This is a genomic window from Geomonas azotofigens (genome assembly GCF_018919395.1).
In the GTDB taxonomy this organism is placed as follows: Bacteria; Desulfobacterota; Desulfuromonadia; order Geobacterales; family Geobacteraceae; genus Geomonas; species Geomonas azotofigens.
In genome coordinates this window covers 869,965-888,382 of sequence record NZ_JAHLME010000003.1, presented here as the reverse complement: position 1 = coordinate 888,382, position 18,418 = coordinate 869,965, and the positions used below count along the sequence as shown (strand labels likewise).

Here is an 18,418-nt window from a genome sequence, read left to right as displayed (position 1 = left end):
TCGGTGACGGGAGGGAACGGCGCCCACGGGTTTGGCGGCGCCGGCCCCGCGCAGCTGTCAACGCGAGCCCAGGTCGGACTTGCGCGGATGGGAGAGGGTGAAGTAGAAGGTCGCCCCTTCGTTTTCCTTGCCTTCGGCCCAGATGCTGCCGCCGTGGCGCTCTATGATGCGCCGCACCGTGGCCAGGCCGATGCCGGTCCCCTCGAACTCGGAACCGTGCAGGCGTTGGAAGGGTTGGAACAGCTTCGCGACGTAGGCCATGTCGAAGCCCACCCCGTTATCCCTGACGAAGAAGGCGTGCCGTCCCGCGACGTTGGCCTGGCCGAACTCGATGCGCGGAAGGGACGTGCGGGAGGAGTACTTGACCGAGTTGCCCAGCAGATTCTGCAACACCAGCCGCACCAGGGCGCTGTCGCCGTAGGCGCTGATCCCGGGCTGAACCACGAACTCCGGCGCGTTGTCGGACTCCTCGCTGAGCATCTCGACCACGTCGGCGGCCACCTGGCTGATGTTGAAGGTGCTCCTTTTCATGATGGCGCGCCCGACACGGGTCAGGGCGAGCAGGTCGTCGATCTGCTTACCCATCCTGTTGCTGGCGGTGCAGATCCGCTCCAGGTAATACCGGGCCTCGTCCGGCAGGGAGTCGCCGTACTCCTCGACCAGGATGGAGCTGTAGCTGTTGATGTGCCGAAGCGGCGCGCGCAGGTCGTGGGAGACCGAGTAGCTGAAGGATTCAATCTCCTTTTTCGCCGCCACGAGCTGCGAGGTCCTTTCGATCACCCGCCGGTCCAGCTCGTCGTTGAGATTGCGGATCGCCTCCTCGGCGGCCTTGCGCTCGGTGATGTCCTTGATGGTGCCGATCATGCGGGCCTGCTTGCATGCCGCGTCCCAGGTCATCTCGCAGCACTCCGTCACCCAGCGCTCCTCGCCGTCGTTGTGCCTCCTGATCTTGTATTCGTGCTCGAAGGGGCGGTTGTTGCTGATGGCGGCGCGGTAACTGTCGATGAACTGGTCCCGGAACTCCTCGTGCACGATATCGAAGTGCCCCTGCATGGTCTTTGGGTAGGCGGCGTCGATACCGAGGATCTCCTCGAGCTTGCTGGAGCAGACCCAGTGGTCCTTGGCGATGTCAAGGACGTAGCTGCCAAGCTGCGCGATCCTCTGGGTCTCCCGCAGCAGGCGGTCGTTGTCGGCGAGCACCTGCTCGCGCGTCTTCTGCTCGGTCACGTCTTCCAGCGTCACCACGGTCCCGCTCACCGTGCTGGCGGGATCGAGGAAGGGGGCGGTACTGATGGAGAGGACCGCGCGGCCGCCGTCGTGCCGGGTGAAGACGAAGCATGACTGCAGCAGGCAGCGCCCCTGTCCCAGGATCTGCCCCAGCGATACCTCAAAGCCGGTGGAGCAATCGCACTCCACCGAGAAGATGGCGTCGATCACCGGAGTTTCCCGGTGCGCCATCTGCTGCTTGGTCAGCCCAAGGATCCGTTCCGCCCGGGGATTGACGAAGGTGGTGTTGCCGTCGGACTCGATGAACATGATGCCGACCGGGCTGGTGGCAGTGATCAGGTTCAGCAGGCCGTGCTCCATCTGCAGCAGGTGCTCCATGAGCTTGGCCTGGTTGATATCCAGCAGCGTGCCGGCCAGGCGGGTGGCCCTGCCGCCGGCTTCCCGGTCGGCAGCCTTGCCGGTGCAGCGGAACCAGTGCCACTTCCCCTCGTTGGTCTTGAGGCGGAACTCCAGCTCGAACTTCTCGATCTCGCCGCTGATGCAGCTTTCCAGCACACGCCGCGCGTTGTCGAGGTACTGGGGGTGGATGATGTTGGTCCAGTCCTCCAGCCGCACCTGCATCTGGCCGCCGCTGTAGCCGAGCATCTGGTAGCAGCAGGGGCTGAAGTAGCAGTCGTTGGCGACGACGTCGAAATCCCAGATGCCGAGCTCGGCGGCGTCCAGGGCAACCCGGTGCCGGTCGTCGCTGAGCGCGAGTTCCTGGTGGGCGTGGTGCTCGGCCGTGATATCGATGGTGCAGACCTGGTAGCCGATATGGGTGCCGCTGCCGTCACGCAAGGGGGCCGCGACGGCGTGCAGCCGCGAAACGGCGCCATCGGCGAAGCGATACTGGAATTGATGGCTCCACTGGCGCCCGCTCTCCATGGCGCCCTGGAAGCTTACCGCCATGGCCTTGCGCTCCTGTGGGTTGAGATACCCCACGCTGTGCGCCGCGCAGGTCTCGCCGAAGTCGGCGCAGCCGCGAAGATCCGCCGTTAACGGCTGGCCGGCGAGATCGGTCTGGTACACCCCAAGCGGTGCCGACCGGAACATGTTGCGCAGAACCTGCTCGTAGCCAAGGGGCGGGATGACGGTCGGCGAAAGCGCCACCGCGTCGCCCCCCACGCAGGTAAGGGGAGCGCTGTTTTTGAGATCGCTGACGTGGTTTACCTGCGACAATCGGTTCATGCGCTCCCCCTTGGGCAACGTTTCGTCCAAGCGTATCAAGACCCTTCCTGCAGACCGTCCTCTGTCTCGGTTCATTGTCCGGACTGGCACAAGGAAAGTTTTTTCTAATATAACCACATTATCCTAAAGTAGCAACTACAAATTATAAAAAAATAATTTCAACCACAAGTCACAGCCGACACCGCCCAGACTACCCGTGACCCAGTGGTTGACTGCCACAGCATTTTTGCAGTAGTAATGAGTGATACATCAGACAAAGGAGGATCATCATGGAAAGTACCGCTAACTGCCACTGCGGAGCGAAACACACCGGCCACCTCTGCATGCTCAAAAGCGCCGGGCGCCTGGAAGAGGTCGCCCACCTCACCAGCAACCCGACGGTGGTCTGTTTCACCTGCGGCAGCGAGGCCAACTCCGCGGACAACGTCTGCAGCCCCATGCCGTTGGACAAGTAAGCGCCCGGAGCGAACATGCCAGAGTTACCCGAAGTCGAAGTCACCCGGCTGGGCATAACGGATCACCTGACCGGCGCGAGCATCGCGTCGGTCGAGATGCGCATCGTCAAGCTGCGCCACATGGTGCCAGAGCGGCTCTCCCAACTCCTCGCGGGGCAGACCATCCGGGCGGTGCAGCGGCGGGGCAAATACCTCATTCTCGATTGCGGCACCGGCTCGCTGCTGCTGCACCTGGGCATGACCGGGCACCTGCGCCTGGTGCCGGCCTCGACCGCGCCGGGGCCCCACGACCATTTCGACCTGCACCTCGATTCGGGACTGGCGCTCCGGCTGAACGACCCGCGCCGCTTCGGCTCGATTCACTTCACCGCCTCGGACCCGCTGCAACACCAGCTCCTGCGCAAGATCGGCCCCGAGCCGCTCACCGACGCCTTCGACGCCGACTACCTGTTCCGGCTGAGCCGCGGCAGGAAGGTGGCCCTGCAGCGTTTCCTGATGGACAGCGCGGTGGTGGCCGGCATCGGCAACATCTACGCGGCTGAGAGCCTCTTTCGCTGCCGCATGCATCCCGACACGCCGGCGGGAGAGTTGAGCGCCGCCGACTGTTCCAAGCTGGTCGCCGCCATCAAGGAGACCCTCGCCACCTCGATCGCCACGGGGCGTTCCAGCATGGATTTCCAGAAGGCGGAGGAGAAGCTCGCCTACTTCCCGCAGCAGCTCTACGTCTACGGGCGGGGGGGACTTCCCTGCCGCGTGTGCGGCGCTCCCGTCACCAGGGGAAGGCTCGGGAACCGGTCCACCTTTTTCTGCGCCGCCTGCCAGCGCTGAGGCGGCCGCCGCGCCGGCGGCCCCGGGAAGGATATCCCGCCTCGTTCATTGCGGTTACCGCAAGGCCTGCTAAACTGCCGCGGGTAGCACGCAGCGCCATATCACGTCAGCTTCAGGAGGTTTTCCAGCATGAGCATCCTTTTCACGCCGCTCACCCTGCGCGAGCTGGTTATCAAGAACCGCATCTTCGTGTCGCCGATGTGCATGTACTCAAGCAGGGATGGTCTCCCCACCGACTGGCACATGGTGCACCTGGGAAGCCGTGCCGTGGGCGGCGCCGGCCTGGTCATGGTCGAGGCGACCGCGGTGACGCCCCAGGGACGCATCTCCCCCGACGACAGCGGCATCTGGAGCGCCGAGCACGCCGCCGCCTTCGCCCCCATCACGCGCTTCATCAAGGAACAGGGCGCGGTCCCCGGTATCCAGCTCGCGCACGCCGGGCGCAAGGCATCCACCGACCTTCCCTGGAAAGGTGGGCGTCCCGTCGACGTCAACCAGCGCGGCTGGCAGACCATCGCCCCAAGCCCGGTCCCCTTCTCCAGGGAGGAGCCGGTGATCCCCCGCGAGGCGACCTTGCAGGACCTGGAAACGCTCCTTGGGCAGTTCGCGGCGGCCGCGCGACGCAGCGTCGAGGCCGGGTTCGAGGTTGCCGAGATACACATGGCGCACGGCTACCTGCTGCACGAGTTCCTGTCGCCGCTGTCGAACCAGCGCCGCGACGATTTCGGCGGGTCGCTGGAGAACCGCTGCCGGTTCCCGCTCAGGGTTGCCAAGGCCGTGCGCGACATCTGGCCCGAGCACCTGCCGGTGTTCGTGAGGGTTTCCGCCACGGACTGGATGGACGGTGGTTGGGACCTCGAGCAGACCCTGCACCTGGCCCATTCGCTCAAGGAGATCGGCATCGACCTCATCGACTGCTCCTCGGGCGGGATGGTCCCCGAGGCGATGCCCCCCTTCGGGCCGGGCTTCCAGACCTCTTTCGCCACGTCGATCAAGAGGGAAGTGGGCATACCGACCGGCGCCGTGGGTGTGATCACCGACCCGGCCCAGGCCGAACAGATCGTCGCCACCGGCCTCGCCGACGCCGTCCTGCTGGCGCGGGCCATGCTGCGGGACCCGTACTGGCCGCTCCACGCGGCGAAGGCGCTGGGAGTCGACCTGCCGTGGCCGCTCCAGTACGAGAGGGCGAAATAAGTAATCAAGGCGAGGCGCCTGCGGCGCGGTAAGGAAGGATGCGGGGGGCGCAAGGGAAGGGGAAGAAGAAGCATGGGCGCGGGCGGCGGGGCGATGGCACCCGCCGCCCGCGCTGTTTTAGTCGGCGGCTACCACGTGGATGGCAACGATTGCCGCGACCGCGCCCACCCAGTACACCCAGCGATACTCGCCGAAGTGCACGTCGCAGAACTCCTTGAAGGTCAAGCCGGTGTGGCTTTTTTTCGGGCGTTCCTCCTGAGCGGGTGCCGTCCCCTGGACGTCGTTCGCCGCGACCAGAGTCGCGGAGCGCTCTTCGCGCGGCATCAGGTTCAAGCTCCGCTGCGCCTCGGTCTGCGGCGCGGGCTGCTGGTTCACCATGAGCGCCACGTCCTGGGCTCCGGCCGCGGCCGGGGCGAACGAGACGAGACAGGCGAGGATGGCAATTTTTTTCAACATGACGGGTTCCTCCTTTTAGTCAATGCGGCCAAGGCGCCGCTCAAAGGTGCCGTTGCGGCACCAAGAAAAAACAGAGCAATGATTGTAACACCAACCCTTGCATATTCACGCGGTCATGGTTATTTTTCTGCCTGACCACACCACTTCATGATATAAACGAGGGGCATAAATCACCGACAACCGCCACGGCAATGTGTTTGCCACCGCGGCCGGCAAACAAGGGAGCATCGAATGGAAAGATATCAGACTCAATACCGGACCATAACGGTAGTCAACAGCGGCGTCATGAGAGGAGTCTATGGCTGGATGAGCGGCGGGCTGCTGCTCACGGCTCTCGTGTCGGTCATAACCGCGTCCTCGCCGGCGCTGCTGCAGGCGATCCTCGGTAACCGCATCCTGTTCTACGCGCTGCTCTTCGGGGAACTGGGCCTCGTGGTGGCCATAAGCGGCGCCATCAACAGGATCAGCACCGCCACGGCCAGTATCCTCTTCCTGCTGTACGCCGGGCTGAACGGGCTGACCATGTCCACCATCTTCGTTGCCTACACGCACTCCTCCATCGCCTCGACCTTCCTGGTCACCGCGGGGATGTTCGGCACCATGAGCCTCTACGGCTACCTCACCAGAAGCGACCTCTCCTCGTGGGGCAGCTTCCTGTTCATGGGGTTGGTGGGGGTGGTGATCGCCTCACTGGTGAACATCTTCCTGCACAGCTCGATGCTCAACTGGGTGCTCAGCCTGTGCGGCATCATCGTCTTCACCGGCCTCACCGCCTACGACACCCAAAAGATCAAGCAGATGGGGAACACCGGCGGCAAGGGAGCCATCCTGGGCGCGCTCACCCTCTACCTCGACTTCATCAACATGTTCCTGCTGCTGCTCAGGTTCCTCGGCGACCGCAGGTAAAAAAAGAACCCCGGTGCACGAGCGCACCGGGGTTCCTCACATCGACAAAGGGGAGGGGAGTCTAGCGCAGCCGGATCCCCTCCTTCGTTATCTCGATGATCCCTTCCCGATACAGGTTGCCGATCACCGCCTTGAAGTTCTTCTTGCTCATCCTGAACATTTCGGCGATCAGCTCCGGAGGCGACTTGTCTCCCACCGGAAGAAAGCCTCCCCGCTCGCCAAGCACCCGCAACAGGGTCTCCCGGCCGCCGGTCAGATCCTGCCTGCCGCCCTTTCTGAGGGTCACGTCTATCTTGCCGTCCCCCCTGACCTTCTTCACGTACCCTTGGGCGCTGTCGCCAATGCGGTACGTGCCGAAGAGCTCGGTCCTGAACAGCAGCCCGTCGTAGCGGCCGTCGATGATGACCTTGGCGCCGAGGTTGCCGAACTCGTAGAAGGTGAGGTTCACCTCCTGCCCCTCCTTGAGGCCCGGTGCCGACTTCTCCAGGAACTTGCCGAGCCTCGCCGACGCAGCTATCCGTTCCGAACGGTCCAGGTAGACCCGCACCAGGTGCCGCTCCCCCTTGTGCATGGGGCGCGGCTGCTCGCTGAAGGGGACCAGCAGATCCTTTTCCAGCCCCCACTCGAGGAAGGCGCCCACCGGACTCACGTCCTTCACCTCCATGAGCGCGAAGTCGCCCACCTGCGCCTTAGGTTCCAGGGTGGTGGCGATAAGCCGATCCTCGGAATCCAGGTAAACGAACACCTTCAGGTGCTCGCCATGGTGCAGTCCCTCCGGGACGTACTTGGTCGGCAAAAGGATGTCCCCCAACTCCGACGCGAGGTAGGCACCAATGGCGCTCAATTTCTTCACTTCCAAACGGTTGTACTTGCCAATTGCTAGCATCTATGTCTCTGCTCCCGTGCACGCGGTTCTAATGTTTTGCCGCCGCGCACCGAATACTATATCAAATCGCCGCGCGAGCCTATTAATCTTTTCCGCGCCCCTGTCGGCAGCACCGGGGCGCCGCGCGAAAACCCCTTAACAAACAAGCGTTTCCCGCTGAAACGGGAAAACTTTTTAGCTGGACAGTAGAGAGGTATTCATACTATGGTGTCAGTTCCACGAAACCCGCCGTGGCGTGGCCATGACAGTGGAGGTTGATTGCGCACCTTTAGCTTGAAAACCAAGATGACGGTCACCATATCCCTGCTGATAGCCGGGCTGCTGTCCATTCTTGCGCTTACCACCCATCTTTATGTGACCGACCAGATCAAGGGGCTGCTTTTCACGCAGCAGTTCGACATGGTCACCGCTCTTGCCGACCAGATCGACGACAAGCTCCGTTTGTCGCAGACGGAACTGGTGGCCACCGCCCGCACCCTCAAGACCGCCTCGCTACGCGACCCGCACACCCTGCAGAGCTTCTTCGACCAGCGTCCGGGAAACCTGACCATGTTCGATAACGGCCTGTTTTTCTTTTCCGCCCAAGGGACACTCATCTCGGGCAACCCGCTCGATAGCGGCATCGTCGGCAAGAATTTCCTGTACCGTGACTACCTGAAGAAGACCCTGGCCACCCGACAACCCCAGATTTCCGCCCCCTTTATCTCGTCGCAGACGCACCGGCACCCCATCATCATGCTTACCGCTCCGGTCCTGGATGACAGGGGAGAAGTGGCCGGCGTCCTGGCCGGGAGCATCGACCTTACCAGGGACAACTTCATCACCAAGGTCGGCAGGGTCACCCTCGGTGACAAGGGCTACCTCTACCTGTACAGCACGGACCGGGTCATGATTGCCCATCCGGATGGCCGCCGGGTCTTCAAACAGGACGTCCCGGTCGGCAAGAACCGCCTCTACGACGAGGCCATCGGCGGGTACGAGGGGACCGGGGAGACCACCAATTCCCGGGGCCTCGCGGTCATCAGCTCCTTCAAGCGACTCAAAAGCACCAACTGGATCCTCGCCAGCAACTTCCCGCAACAGGAGGCCTACGCGCCGATCTACCGGGCACGCAGCTATATCCTGGCCGCCTTGTTCGTGGTGTTTCTCATATCCATGCTGGTGGTTTCGCTGTGCATGAAATTTCTGACCGCGCCTCTTACCACCTTCACCGAACAGATCAGGGTGCTGACCCATAACAAGGAAGGCGATGTCGCACCGATCAACATCCCGGCTGGCGACGAGATCGGCGTCCTGGGGGATGCCTTCAACCAGCTGGTGCAGGAGTTGCAGCAGCAGAAACACGAACTGAAGCGCCAACTGGACTTCTCGCAAAAGCTCATCGAGGTGACCCCTATCCCCGTGTTCTACAAGGGAGCCGACGGCAGGTACCTGGGCTGCAACCAGGCCTTCCTCAACTTCACCGGCCTTAGCCGGGACCGGATCATCGGCAAGACCGTGTTCGATGTCGCTCCCGGACCGATCGCCGAAACGCACCACCACGTCGACCAGGAATTGATTAGCCGGGGCGGGATCCAGGTTTACGAAGGCAAAGCGTTACATGCCGATCATACCGAGCGCGACGTCATATTCTGCAAGACAAGCTTTACGACGGTAAACGGCACCTGTGGCGGGATCTTGGGCGTCTTGCACGACATCACCGAGCGCAAACGGGCCGAGGCGGACCTACAGTCTCAGAAGGAGTTTGCCGAAAGCCTGGTGCTGAACATGACCCAACCAACCTTCGTGCTGGACTGCGAGCACCGCGTCATCATGTGGAACTATGCCCTGGAAGCCCTGACCGGGATAAAGGCGGACACGGTGCTGGGCTCCCGCAATCTGGGGCAAATTTTCTACGGCAGCGACAGACCAGTTCTCGCGGACATCGTGCTCCTGGAAAATCACGATGAGGGGGCAAAGCTTTACACCAATTACCGGAGATCCACCCTCATTGAAGAAGGGGTACAGGCTGAAGGGTGGTACAAGGACCCTGAAGGAAACGGTCACTACATCACCGTCAACGCAGCGCCGATCCGGGATCGCCAGGGAAGGGTAGTCGGAGCCATCCAGAGCCTCGAGGATATCACCGAGCGCAAGCAGGCCGAGGACGCACACGAGAAAACCCGCCGCCAGATGCAACTGATCCTTGACGCCGCCGGAGAGGGGATCAACGGCGTCGACCTGCAGGGGCGCATCACCTTCGTGAACCCGGCAGCGGCGCACATGGTGGGATGGACCCAGGAAGAACTGCTGGGACAGCATCAACATTCCCTGATGCACCACAGCCACGAGGACGGGTCCCCGTTCCCGGAACAGGATTGCCCGTTGTCAGCCGCCTGCTACGAGGGACGCCCCTACCAGGGGAGCGACGAGTTGTTCTGGCGTAAGGACGGCAGCAGCTTCTACGCTGAATATAACTGCCGACCATTACGTGAAGGAGGAGAGCTGGTAGGCGCCGTGGTCATCTACAAGGACGTAACCGAGCGGAGGCAGGCCGACGAGCAGTTGCTGAAGCTGTCCCAAGCCGTGATGCAGAGTCCCGTCGCCATCATGATCACGGACATCAAAGGGGACATCGAGTTCGTCAACCCGCGCTTTACCGAAGTCACCGGCTACACCTCGGAAGAAGTCATCGGCCAGAACCCGCGCATCCTGAAGAGCGGCAAGACCTCGCCGGAGCTTTACCAGGGGATGTGGGACACCATCACCTCGGGCCGCGTCTGGACCGGCGAACTGTACAACCGGCATAAAACCGGCTCCACCTTCTGGCAGCACTCCACCATCTCGCCGATCCTGAACAGTTCCGGGTTGATCAGCCATTTCATGGCCTTCATGGAGAGCATCAACGAGCGCAAGAAACTCGAGGAGCAACTGAGACAGGCCCAGAAGATGGAAGCCGTCGGCCAGCTCGCTGGAGGTGTCGCCCATGATTTCAACAACATACTGACCGTCATCCTCGGCTTCGGCCAACTGCTGCAGCACTCCCTGCCCAAAAACGACCCGATGCTCGACCACATGGAGCAGATCCTCGATGCAGCCGACCGGGCCACGCACCTCACCAAGAGCCTGTTGGCCTTCAGCCGCAAGCAGGTGATGGTGATGCAGCAGGTGGAGTTGAACGAGCTCACCCGCAGACACGCCAAGTTCCTGGTCCGCATCATCGGCGAAGACGTGACCCTGAAGACCTTCTTCAGCGACGAAAAGCTGCTGGTGATGGCTGACAGCGGGCAGTTGGAGCAGGTACTGATGAATCTCGCCACCAACGCCAGGGACGCCATGTCCACTGGCGGCGAGCTCACCATACGGACCGAGTTGGCGGTGGTGGGCAAAGAGTTCCACCGCCAGTACGGGTACGGCATGCCAGGGCGCTACGCCCTCATCACCGTTGCCGACACCGGGACCGGGATGGATGCCGAAACCCAGCAGAAGATCTTCGAGCCCTTCTTCACCACGAAGCTTCCCGGGCGCGGCACCGGGCTGGGCATGTCGATCGTGTACGGCATCATCAAGCAGCACGGCGGCTTCATAACCGTCTTCAGCCAAGTGGGCTTCGGCACCACGTTCAGCATCTACCTGCCGCTGATCACCGAGAAGGTGCAGTCGGCTGAAAAACCATCCACCTTCATTCCCGAGGGTGGAAGCGAGACCATCCTGGTCGTCGAGGACGACGCCGCCGTGGCGCGACTCGTCGAATCCGTGCTGAAACGGTACGGCTACCAGGTCATTCGGGCCAGCAGCGGCGATGAAGCATTGCAGCTCTTCGCAGCGAGACGACAGGAGATCAGCCTGGCGCTCCTGGACGTGATCATGCCCAAGATGAACGGCAAACAGCTCTGCGAGGAGCTGCGTCGGCACTCGCCCCACCTGAAGGTGCTGTTCCTGAGCGGGTACACCGCCGACGTCATACAGGACAAGGGGATCTTCCTCGAGGAAGGGGTCGACATCATCAGGAAACCGGCGCGACCCATCGAGCTCGCCAAGAAGGTCCGGGAGATGCTCGACAGCTGACCCCCAGCGCCCCCTGCCCCGGAACTACCGAACAGGGGAGGGGAGGCGGCTGGCGACAAACTGTAATTAATTCAGACACTTAATGGGGGTTGTTGTGCTGATTGAGAACATCACCATGGACGAATTCGCCCAGGGGCTGCAGACCTGCAAGAGCGTCTACATCCCATTTGGGTCCGTCGAGGAGCACGGCAGCCATCTGCCGCTGTCCACGGACACCATCGAGGCCTACGAGGTGGGAAAACGCGCCGCGGAGCGGATCCCGCTGTTCGTGGCGCCGCCGGTGCATTACGGGAGCTGCCGCTCGACATCGCGCCATCCCGGCACCGTAAGCATCAGCACGGGGACGCTCAAGGCGCTTCTCAAGGACATCGTGCGCTCGCTGCACGCACAGGGGCTGGTCAACTTCATCGCGCTCACCGGGCACGCCGGCGGCTCGCACCGCATGGCCCTCCAGGATGCCGGCGAGGAGTTGATCCAGGAACTGCCGGAAATCAACATGGCCGTCGTCACCGAATACGACCTCGCCAAGGAAAGCGGCGCCCACCTGATCGAGACCCGCGGCGACGCCCATGCCGGCGAAATCGAGACCTCGCGCATCATGCATTCGCATCCGCACCTGGTGAAAGGGAGTGCCCCGGCCGAGTATCCCAATTTTCCGACCGGGATCCTGGTACGCGACAAGCGCAGCTTCTGGCCCGGCGGAGTCTGGGGCGACCCCGGCAAGGCGAGCGCGGAAAAAGGCAAGATCCTGGAATCACTGGTGGCGGACAAGGTGGTAGAGCTGGTCAAGGCGCTGGAGAGCCGCCGCTGGTAATTGCCCAAAAAAACGGCTTCCAAATTTGCCGTTTAAAGGGACTTTTCCATCGGGTGCAGGGGTAGACCTGCACCCGATTTTTGCTGCCGCCGCTCCAGGAGCGTTTTTAGGCGCCCAGCGGGTGCCGCGGCTGTAAAACTCGCCGCGATGGGTCACGCGCGGGGGCTGTGTTATGGAAAACGGGAACCTCGCGGGGCCGGTTTCATCAAGGTGAGTTCGAAGGCGATCGACGTTGCCCGACAGCGCGGGTGCCGGTCCCTCAGGCTGCCGAAGCTCGACCGAAAGACACCGTCGACGCAACGTTGATCGAGTGGGCCACCTCGAGCCATTTAAAAACACATCGATGTGTCCGCTTCGAGGGCACGCTTCATCCGTCAGGTCCCTCAGGAGCTGGGGGAGCGCCCCGAGCCCCCCAGCCGCCAAAACGAGACATCCAACTTTACATAATATATCTTATGGGACAAATACGGATAGGTCAGCAAAGGCCACTCACCATACATATATCTATCCCATCTTCTTCTCCCTCCCCACCAAAACCAGCAAACGCCGGAATTTGTGTCCCTTACCCCCATCAGCAGATCACAGTCTCTCTCACTCTCACAAAGATTACTTGCAAAGTAATTTAGTGATACAGTCCCACAACCGAATAAGAAGTATGCGTCCAGGCTGACAAGCTCTCAGCATGTGGTATTACTATAAGGCTTCCCGCCACAACCAGTCTTTCTAACGAATAATGACACAGAGATTATTTCCGGGAGATTTTTATGTCTTGGACCAATGGCAGGCTTTACAGTCTTATCTTCGCGCTTCTGATACTTACCGCCCTTCCCTATCGAGTTTTCGCGACGGAAAAGGTTTATACACTCGCCGTGGTGCCCAACCTCCCGGCGGTGACGCTCCATAAGAACTGGACGCCCCTGGTGAATTACCTGTCCCAGCAGGTCGGCGTGAAGATCGAACTGAAACTCTACGACAAGATCACCACCTTCCTGGAAGAAACCAAAGGGGACCAGGTCGATTTCATGTACGCCGCCCCCAACATGTTCTACCTCGCCTACCAAAAGCAGAAATACATACCGCTGGTACGGGGATCAAAGATGCTGCGCGGCCAGGTCTTCGTACGCAAGGACTCGCCGTACACCCAGGTGAAGGACCTCAAGGGCAAGACCATCGCCATCGTCGGTCCGAAAAACGTCTGCAGCGTGATCACGCGCCACGCCATGCTTACCGGCCAACAGATCGATTTCAATGTGTTTTTCAGCGGTTCCACCATCAACGTGGCCAAGAGCGTCCTGGTCGGCAAGGCCGCAGCCGGAGCCACCCTGGACAGCAGCATGATCGAGGACTTCCCTGAAATGCAGAAGGAGTTCCGGGTCATCATGAAAACACAGGAAATAGCTCCCCACCCTTTCGCCGCCCACCCGAGGGTCCCCAAGAAGGTTCGTGACGCGGTCACGACGGCCTTGCTCAACCTGGACCACACCGAGCAGGGGCGCAACATCCTGAAGGCCGTGAAGCTGGTCGGGCCAGTGAAGGCTGACTACCAGCGCGACTACGCCTTCTTCGCCGACGTCAACTTCGACCTGCTCGACAGGCAACAGAGCAACTAGACCGGCCCCGCGATGCTCAAACGCCTCGAAGTAAAAATCATCGTATCCCTGGCGCTCATTCTCACCGTCATGATCGCCGTCTACGGCTGGTGGACCGGCAGCCGTCAGCAGACGATCTACGTCCAGGCCCTCTCGGACAACCTGCGGGTACTCGCCCACAGCCTTGCCGACAACGCGGCGGGATTCATCGTCACCCAGGAGTACGCCGGTCTCGAGGCTCACATGATGAACGCGGCCCAGATGCCGGATGTCGTAACCATCCGGGTGGCCGAGCCCGACGGTCATGTCCTGTGCAACATCGAGCGTCCTTCCCGCGGCTTGCCGGCCCGAATCAACTACGAAGTGCATGCAGTCACCGTCCCCAGGGAGCCGAAGCCGGCGCTCAGTCGCCAAGGCGACCAACTGGTGTCGTGGGCCCCCATTTCCGCCGGCACCCATCTCGGCTGGGTGCGCATGGCCCTCACCCTGGAAACGGCCAACCAGCTGCAGTTGGCCACCTGGCGCAGCAGTTTGCAGATCGGCGCCCTCTGGATCCTGGTCGGCACCCTCCTGATGTTCATGGTGGTCAAGCGCCCGTTGCGCGCGATCCGCGAGCTGAGCCTGTTCGCCCAGGACCTGCAGCACAGCAAAGGAGCGCAGGTCGCGGTACGGCGCGGGGTCTACGAGATCGACATGCTGGCCGATGCCCTGAACCATTCGTCGACCCAACTGCGCGACGCGGAACAGCGCCTGATCGCCGAACAGGAAAGACTCACCATCACCCTGCAATCCATCGGTGACGGCGTCATCGCCACCGATACCGACAACAGGATCGTGCTGCTGAACCAGGTCGCCGAGACCCTCACCGGCTGGAGCGAGGTTGAGGCCAGACAACGACTGCTGGAGGAGGTGCTCCAACTTGATGGAGAAACGGGGCGGACCGAAGTCATGGCCGGGCTGCGACACGTGATCGACGCGCGGCGGACCCTGGAACTGCCGGGACAGCATACGCTGGTCTCAAAAGACGGCGCCAAGCGCACCGTCACCGTGAACGGAGCGCCCATCATCAACAGTTCCGGCGAGTTGGGCGGAATGGTGCTGGTAATCCATGACATCACCGAGCAGGCGAGAATCGAGGCGGAGAAGCTCGGCCTCGCCCAGCAGTTGATACAGTCACAGAAGATGGAGGCGGTCGGTCAGTTGGCCGGCGGCGTCGCTCACGACTTCAACAACATGCTCGGCGTCATCATCGGGCACGCGGAACTGGCCATGCTCAGCGCGGATCCCTCCGGGCAGATGCACGAACGCCTGAAGGAGATCCACGATGCGGCCACGCGCTCGGCGGACATCACCAAGCAGTTGCTGGCCTTTTCCAGGCAGCAGCACGCCGAACCCAAGGTCCTCGATCTCAACGAGACCATCGCCAGGATGCTCAAGATGCTGCATCGCTTGATCGGCGAAGACATAGACCTCTCCTGGTCCCCCGGATTCGATCTGTGGAAGGTAAAACTGGACCCGTCCCAACTGGACCAGGTCATGGCCAATCTCTGCGTCAACGCGCGCGACGCAATAGTCGGGGTCGGCAAGATAGAGATTTTCACCGAAAACGTGAAGCTCGGCCAGCATGAACAGGCGCGGATGGCCGACCTGATGCCGGGCGACTACGTGATGCTGGTGGTGGCGGACAGCGGGCAGGGGATGACGCGGGAAGTGATCGAGCGGATCTTCGAACCGTTTTACACCACCAAGGAGCTTGGGCGCGGCACCGGTCTCGGCCTCGCCACCGTCTTCGGTATCGTCAAGCAAAACAGCGGCCATATCGAGGTCGCCAGCACTCCCGGCCATGGGACCACCTTCCGCATCTACCTGCCGGCGGTGCACGAAGTCGCCCAGCAAGCTGACCCGAAAAGGGAAAGACCGGTGGGGGGGACGGAAACCATCCTGCTGGTGGAGGACGAGCCGGCGATCATGGAGATCGGTACCACCATCCTGACCCAGCTCGGTTATACCGTCTACCCGGCGGCCTCGCCGGAACAGGCCATCGCCATCGCGGCGGACGGGAGCAAATCGATCGACCTGCTCCTGACCGACATCATCATGCCGGGCATGAACGGCCGGGATCTGTCCGAGCGGCTGCTGGTCAACCGCCCCGACTTGAAGTGCCTGTTCATGTCCGGCTACACCGCCGATGTCATCGCTGGACGAGGCAAGGTTGAAGAGGGAATGTGCTTCCTGCAAAAACCGTTTACCATGCAGTCCCTGGCTGCCAAGGTGAGAGACGCACTAGCGGCGGCGTAAAAGAGAGCGCGGCATCCCCGGGGACTGATAAACCGGAAGATGCCGCTGGTGCACCACTTACCTACCCATCATCCCCCCGCTCCCCATCATGCCGCCAAAATAGGATGACATGTTGTGGAACGGCTGCCCGATGGTGATGTTGTTCAAATTCGACGACATCAGCGTCATCAACTGCGTCATGTCCGCCGCCGTGGTGGCGGCCCTGACTGACGACATGTTGCTGAACATCGTTCCCATCATGCCGCGGTAACGGTTGACGTCCACCACGGTGTCGCTGCCAGACTGGTAAACCTGCCCCATCTGCCCCCCCATCAGGGTCGCCATGTTCTGGGCGGTCGCGTGGAGCATCGGGTTCTGCCCGGCCAGGTAGTCCCCCATCAAATCGGTGTCCTGGGAAAGGTGCAGTTTCAGGCGCAACTGGTCCATCGCCTGGGGCATGGTGTAGTCGCCCGTCTCCATCATCTCGCGCACCTGGGTGGTGATCGGGCTGATGAAGTTGCTACTCACCGTACCGGATACGCTGTCCTTGGGAAGGCTCAGCAGGTAGCTGTGGGCGACCGGCAGCCCGTTGTCCTTGTCGATGGTGACGTTCTTGACGGCGAGGGCGACGATCGGGTACCGTCCCAGATCCGCTGGATCGATGGTGAGCGTGTAGGCGCCGTTGGCGTCGGTCACGGTATTGGGCTCGCCGGCATCGAGCCGATAGTTGTTGTTCTTGTCCAGGAACACCGTCGCCTTTTCCAGGTAGCCGTCGGCCACTTTTCCCGCGACGCTCGTGGAAGGCGTGGTAGATGAGGAACCGCCGCAACCCGCCAGGAGACCAACAGCGACAACCGCCGCCGCGGCCGCAATCATTTCTTTTTTCATAGCATTCACCCTCTCTTTGATGGAGTCGTTAGTTTTCTTAGAAGTCGTAACTGACCGCAATACCGCTGCCGAAATCCGCACTGCTGCGGGTCCAGCCCTTGGCGAGATACCCTTCAAGGCTGGTCTTCCCGGTAACCAGGTACTTCAGCTTGATCCGGGTTTCCACCAACTGGCTCGCCCCTTCGATGGGAGCGCTGGAGGTCTTGACCACCAGCATGGGGAGCAAGGCCTCGGTTACCGCGTAGCCGGCACCCGCGTTCACGCTGCAGTAATCCTTCAAAGGCAGTACCGATGAACGCCCCTGCAGTGTGTACCCCGCCTCCGCGAAGGTGTACCAGTTGCCCAGTTGCTTGAAGATTTCCACAGCTCCCCCCTCGTCGAAGGCCCCGGTACCCAGCGCCTTGTTCTCGTCGCCGGTGGGAAACTTCACGAAGAGGTAGGGACGGATCCGCGGCATGAACTCCCCCTCCGGCACCAGGACGTAACCGGCCTTGGCGGTGATGTCGCCGAGGCCGCTCGCCGAACCGCCGTAGCTGCCGGAGGGTGCGGTGGACATGGAGCCGCTGCCGCCATGCCCGCCGTTCATCGCTGCCACCTCTTTCTGCATACCTGCCCTTTGCCCGCCGGAACCGAGGATGACGCCGGTATTAACGGCGGAGTTACTCTGGTAGACGTACGGAATCTCGACGGAAAAGCCGAGCCGATCCGTGGCGGCGACCCCCACGGTCAGCGGCAGGTAGACCGAACTGGTGTGAACGCCGCTGCCGTAATCGCCCGAGGCGAACTCGAAGCCGAGGGTGGCGGAGAGCGCGGGGCCGTCCGCCCGGGCCATCCCCGGAAGCAAGGTACCCGCTACCAGCAAAACGCCCCAAATAACCCCAGAAGTACACATTCTGAACATCGTCACCTCGTGGCCATACCCGGCTGATGGCGCTAGCGCCGCATCATACCGCCGCCCATCATCCCTCCGCCGCGCATGAACCCACCGCCGCCTCCGGCGCCGAACCGACCGTCTTGCGACCGCGAACCGACCCCGGCTCCCCTGCCCGACCACGCCGGTTCACCGCTCTCGCTGCGCAGTTCGATAGTGGCTCCCGTGGTCCTGTTCACCAATTTCTGGGTCAGCAGGTAGTCCCTGCCGTCCTGCCCCTGTGCCCTCGCCCCCTTGGCGCTGATTGCGTCATTGACCCGCACCGTGATTCCCTTTTTCTGCCAGTACGCGCCGGGCCCGACGCTGAGGTTCACGATGCCTGCGGAGGTCTGTACCTCCAGGATGTACTGCTCGTCTTCAACCTGGCGCGGAAGGGAGGTGACGCGGCCGGCTACATTCCCCACCGTGTTGAGGTCGTAGCCGCGGTTGAAATCAAGCCCGCTTTTGGCCTTGCCGTCGGAGCCAAAGCCAAGAAAGCCCGCGGAAGCTTCCCCGTGCCACACCCCGTTCAGAAGCAGAGCCATGACCAGCAAGATGAGCCGCGCAACAGTCATACCGAATCTCCGTCCTGCTTTTAATCACCACATCGGATGTAACATGCAGCACCCGGTCATCAGCCCGAATGCCATCACCATCCCCACCACCGCGACCGTCTTCATCACTCCCCCAGCTTTCCGGCTACCGCCATCTCTG

General features: G+C 62.0%; 14 protein-coding genes. 8 read left to right on the top strand and 6 right to left on the bottom strand.

The features are described from left to right. Positions 1–57: 57 nt before the first annotated feature. A complete protein-coding gene (locus KOL99_RS13685; RefSeq protein WP_216511008.1) occupies positions 58–2,454 on the bottom strand; it encodes a PAS domain-containing protein in 2,397 nt (798 codons plus the stop codon). Positions 2,455–2,723: 269 nt separating this feature from the next. Between KOL99_RS13685 and KOL99_RS13680 the strand changes: the two genes are divergently transcribed. From KOL99_RS13680 to KOL99_RS13670, 3 genes are all read left to right on the top strand, one after another. Then, positions 2,724–2,909 carry a hypothetical protein gene (locus KOL99_RS13680; protein ID WP_216511007.1) on the top strand — a complete coding sequence of 62 codons (186 nt, stop codon included), beginning with the start codon at positions 2,724–2,726 and terminating at the stop codon, positions 2,907–2,909. 15 nt (positions 2,910–2,924) lie between these two features. After that, entirely contained in the window at positions 2,925–3,737 is an 813-nt protein-coding gene (mutM, locus tag KOL99_RS13675) for a bifunctional DNA-formamidopyrimidine glycosylase/DNA-(apurinic or apyrimidinic site) lyase (protein ID WP_216511006.1), read from the top strand. A gap of 129 nt (positions 3,738–3,866) precedes the next feature. Continuing rightward, positions 3,867–4,931, top strand: coding sequence for an NADH:flavin oxidoreductase/NADH oxidase (locus tag KOL99_RS13670; RefSeq protein ID WP_216511005.1), 1,065 nt, complete (start codon positions 3,867–3,869; stop codon positions 4,929–4,931). A gap of 117 nt (positions 4,932–5,048) precedes the next feature. On the opposite strand, the gene KOL99_RS13665 is transcribed toward KOL99_RS13670, so the two are convergent. Then, positions 5,049–5,387 carry a hypothetical protein gene (locus tag KOL99_RS13665; protein WP_216511004.1) on the bottom strand — a complete coding sequence of 113 codons (339 nt, stop codon included), beginning with the start codon at positions 5,385–5,387 and terminating at the stop codon, positions 5,049–5,051. A 231-nt stretch (positions 5,388–5,618) separates the two neighbouring features. Between KOL99_RS13665 and KOL99_RS13660 the strand changes: the two genes are divergently transcribed. After that, the gene (locus tag KOL99_RS13660; RefSeq protein ID WP_216511003.1) at positions 5,619–6,293 is read left to right on the top strand and encodes a Bax inhibitor-1/YccA family protein; all 675 of its coding nucleotides are present in this window, start codon (positions 5,619–5,621) and stop codon (positions 6,291–6,293) included. 61 nt (positions 6,294–6,354) lie between these two features. On the opposite strand, the gene KOL99_RS13655 is transcribed toward KOL99_RS13660, so the two are convergent. Next, positions 6,355–7,179, bottom strand: a complete 825-nt coding sequence (locus KOL99_RS13655) for a CvfB family protein (protein ID WP_216511002.1) — start codon at positions 7,177–7,179, stop codon at positions 6,355–6,357. Between the two features lie 258 nt (positions 7,180–7,437). Here KOL99_RS13655 and KOL99_RS13650 point away from each other — a divergent pair, with 258 nt between their 5' ends. The 4 genes from KOL99_RS13650 to KOL99_RS13635 all read left to right on the top strand — a co-directional run bounded on the left by KOL99_RS13650 (position 7,438) and on the right by KOL99_RS13635 (position 15,927). Next, the gene (locus tag KOL99_RS13650) at positions 7,438–11,226 is read left to right on the top strand and encodes a PAS domain S-box protein (protein ID WP_216511001.1); all 3,789 of its coding nucleotides are present in this window, start codon (positions 7,438–7,440) and stop codon (positions 11,224–11,226) included. A 94-nt stretch (positions 11,227–11,320) separates the two neighbouring features. Next, a complete protein-coding gene (locus tag KOL99_RS13645) occupies positions 11,321–12,040 on the top strand; it encodes a creatininase family protein (protein ID WP_216511000.1) in 720 nt (239 codons plus the stop codon). Between the two features lie 764 nt (positions 12,041–12,804). Further along, complete coding sequence (locus KOL99_RS13640) at positions 12,805–13,650, top strand: phosphate/phosphite/phosphonate ABC transporter substrate-binding protein (RefSeq protein WP_216510999.1); 846 nt, start codon at positions 12,805–12,807, stop codon at positions 13,648–13,650. 12 nt (positions 13,651–13,662) lie between these two features. Beyond that, positions 13,663–15,927: an ATP-binding protein gene (locus KOL99_RS13635; protein ID WP_216510998.1), complete on the top strand. Its 2,265-nt coding sequence runs from the start codon at positions 13,663–13,665 to the stop codon at positions 15,925–15,927. Between the two features lie 57 nt (positions 15,928–15,984). On the opposite strand, the gene KOL99_RS13630 is transcribed toward KOL99_RS13635, so the two are convergent. The 3 genes from KOL99_RS13630 to KOL99_RS13620 all read right to left on the bottom strand — a co-directional run bounded on the left by KOL99_RS13630 (position 15,985) and on the right by KOL99_RS13620 (position 18,279). Beyond that, positions 15,985–16,794: a hypothetical protein gene (locus tag KOL99_RS13630; protein ID WP_216510997.1), complete on the bottom strand. Its 810-nt coding sequence runs from the start codon at positions 16,792–16,794 to the stop codon at positions 15,985–15,987. A gap of 37 nt (positions 16,795–16,831) precedes the next feature. Then, positions 16,832–17,656, bottom strand: coding sequence for a transporter (locus KOL99_RS13625; RefSeq protein WP_236026095.1), 825 nt, complete (start codon positions 17,654–17,656; stop codon positions 16,832–16,834). A 71-nt stretch (positions 17,657–17,727) separates the two neighbouring features. Then, the gene (locus tag KOL99_RS13620; RefSeq protein WP_216510995.1) at positions 17,728–18,279 is read right to left on the bottom strand and encodes a DNA-binding protein; all 552 of its coding nucleotides are present in this window, start codon (positions 18,277–18,279) and stop codon (positions 17,728–17,730) included. Positions 18,280–18,418: the final 139 nt, after the last annotated feature.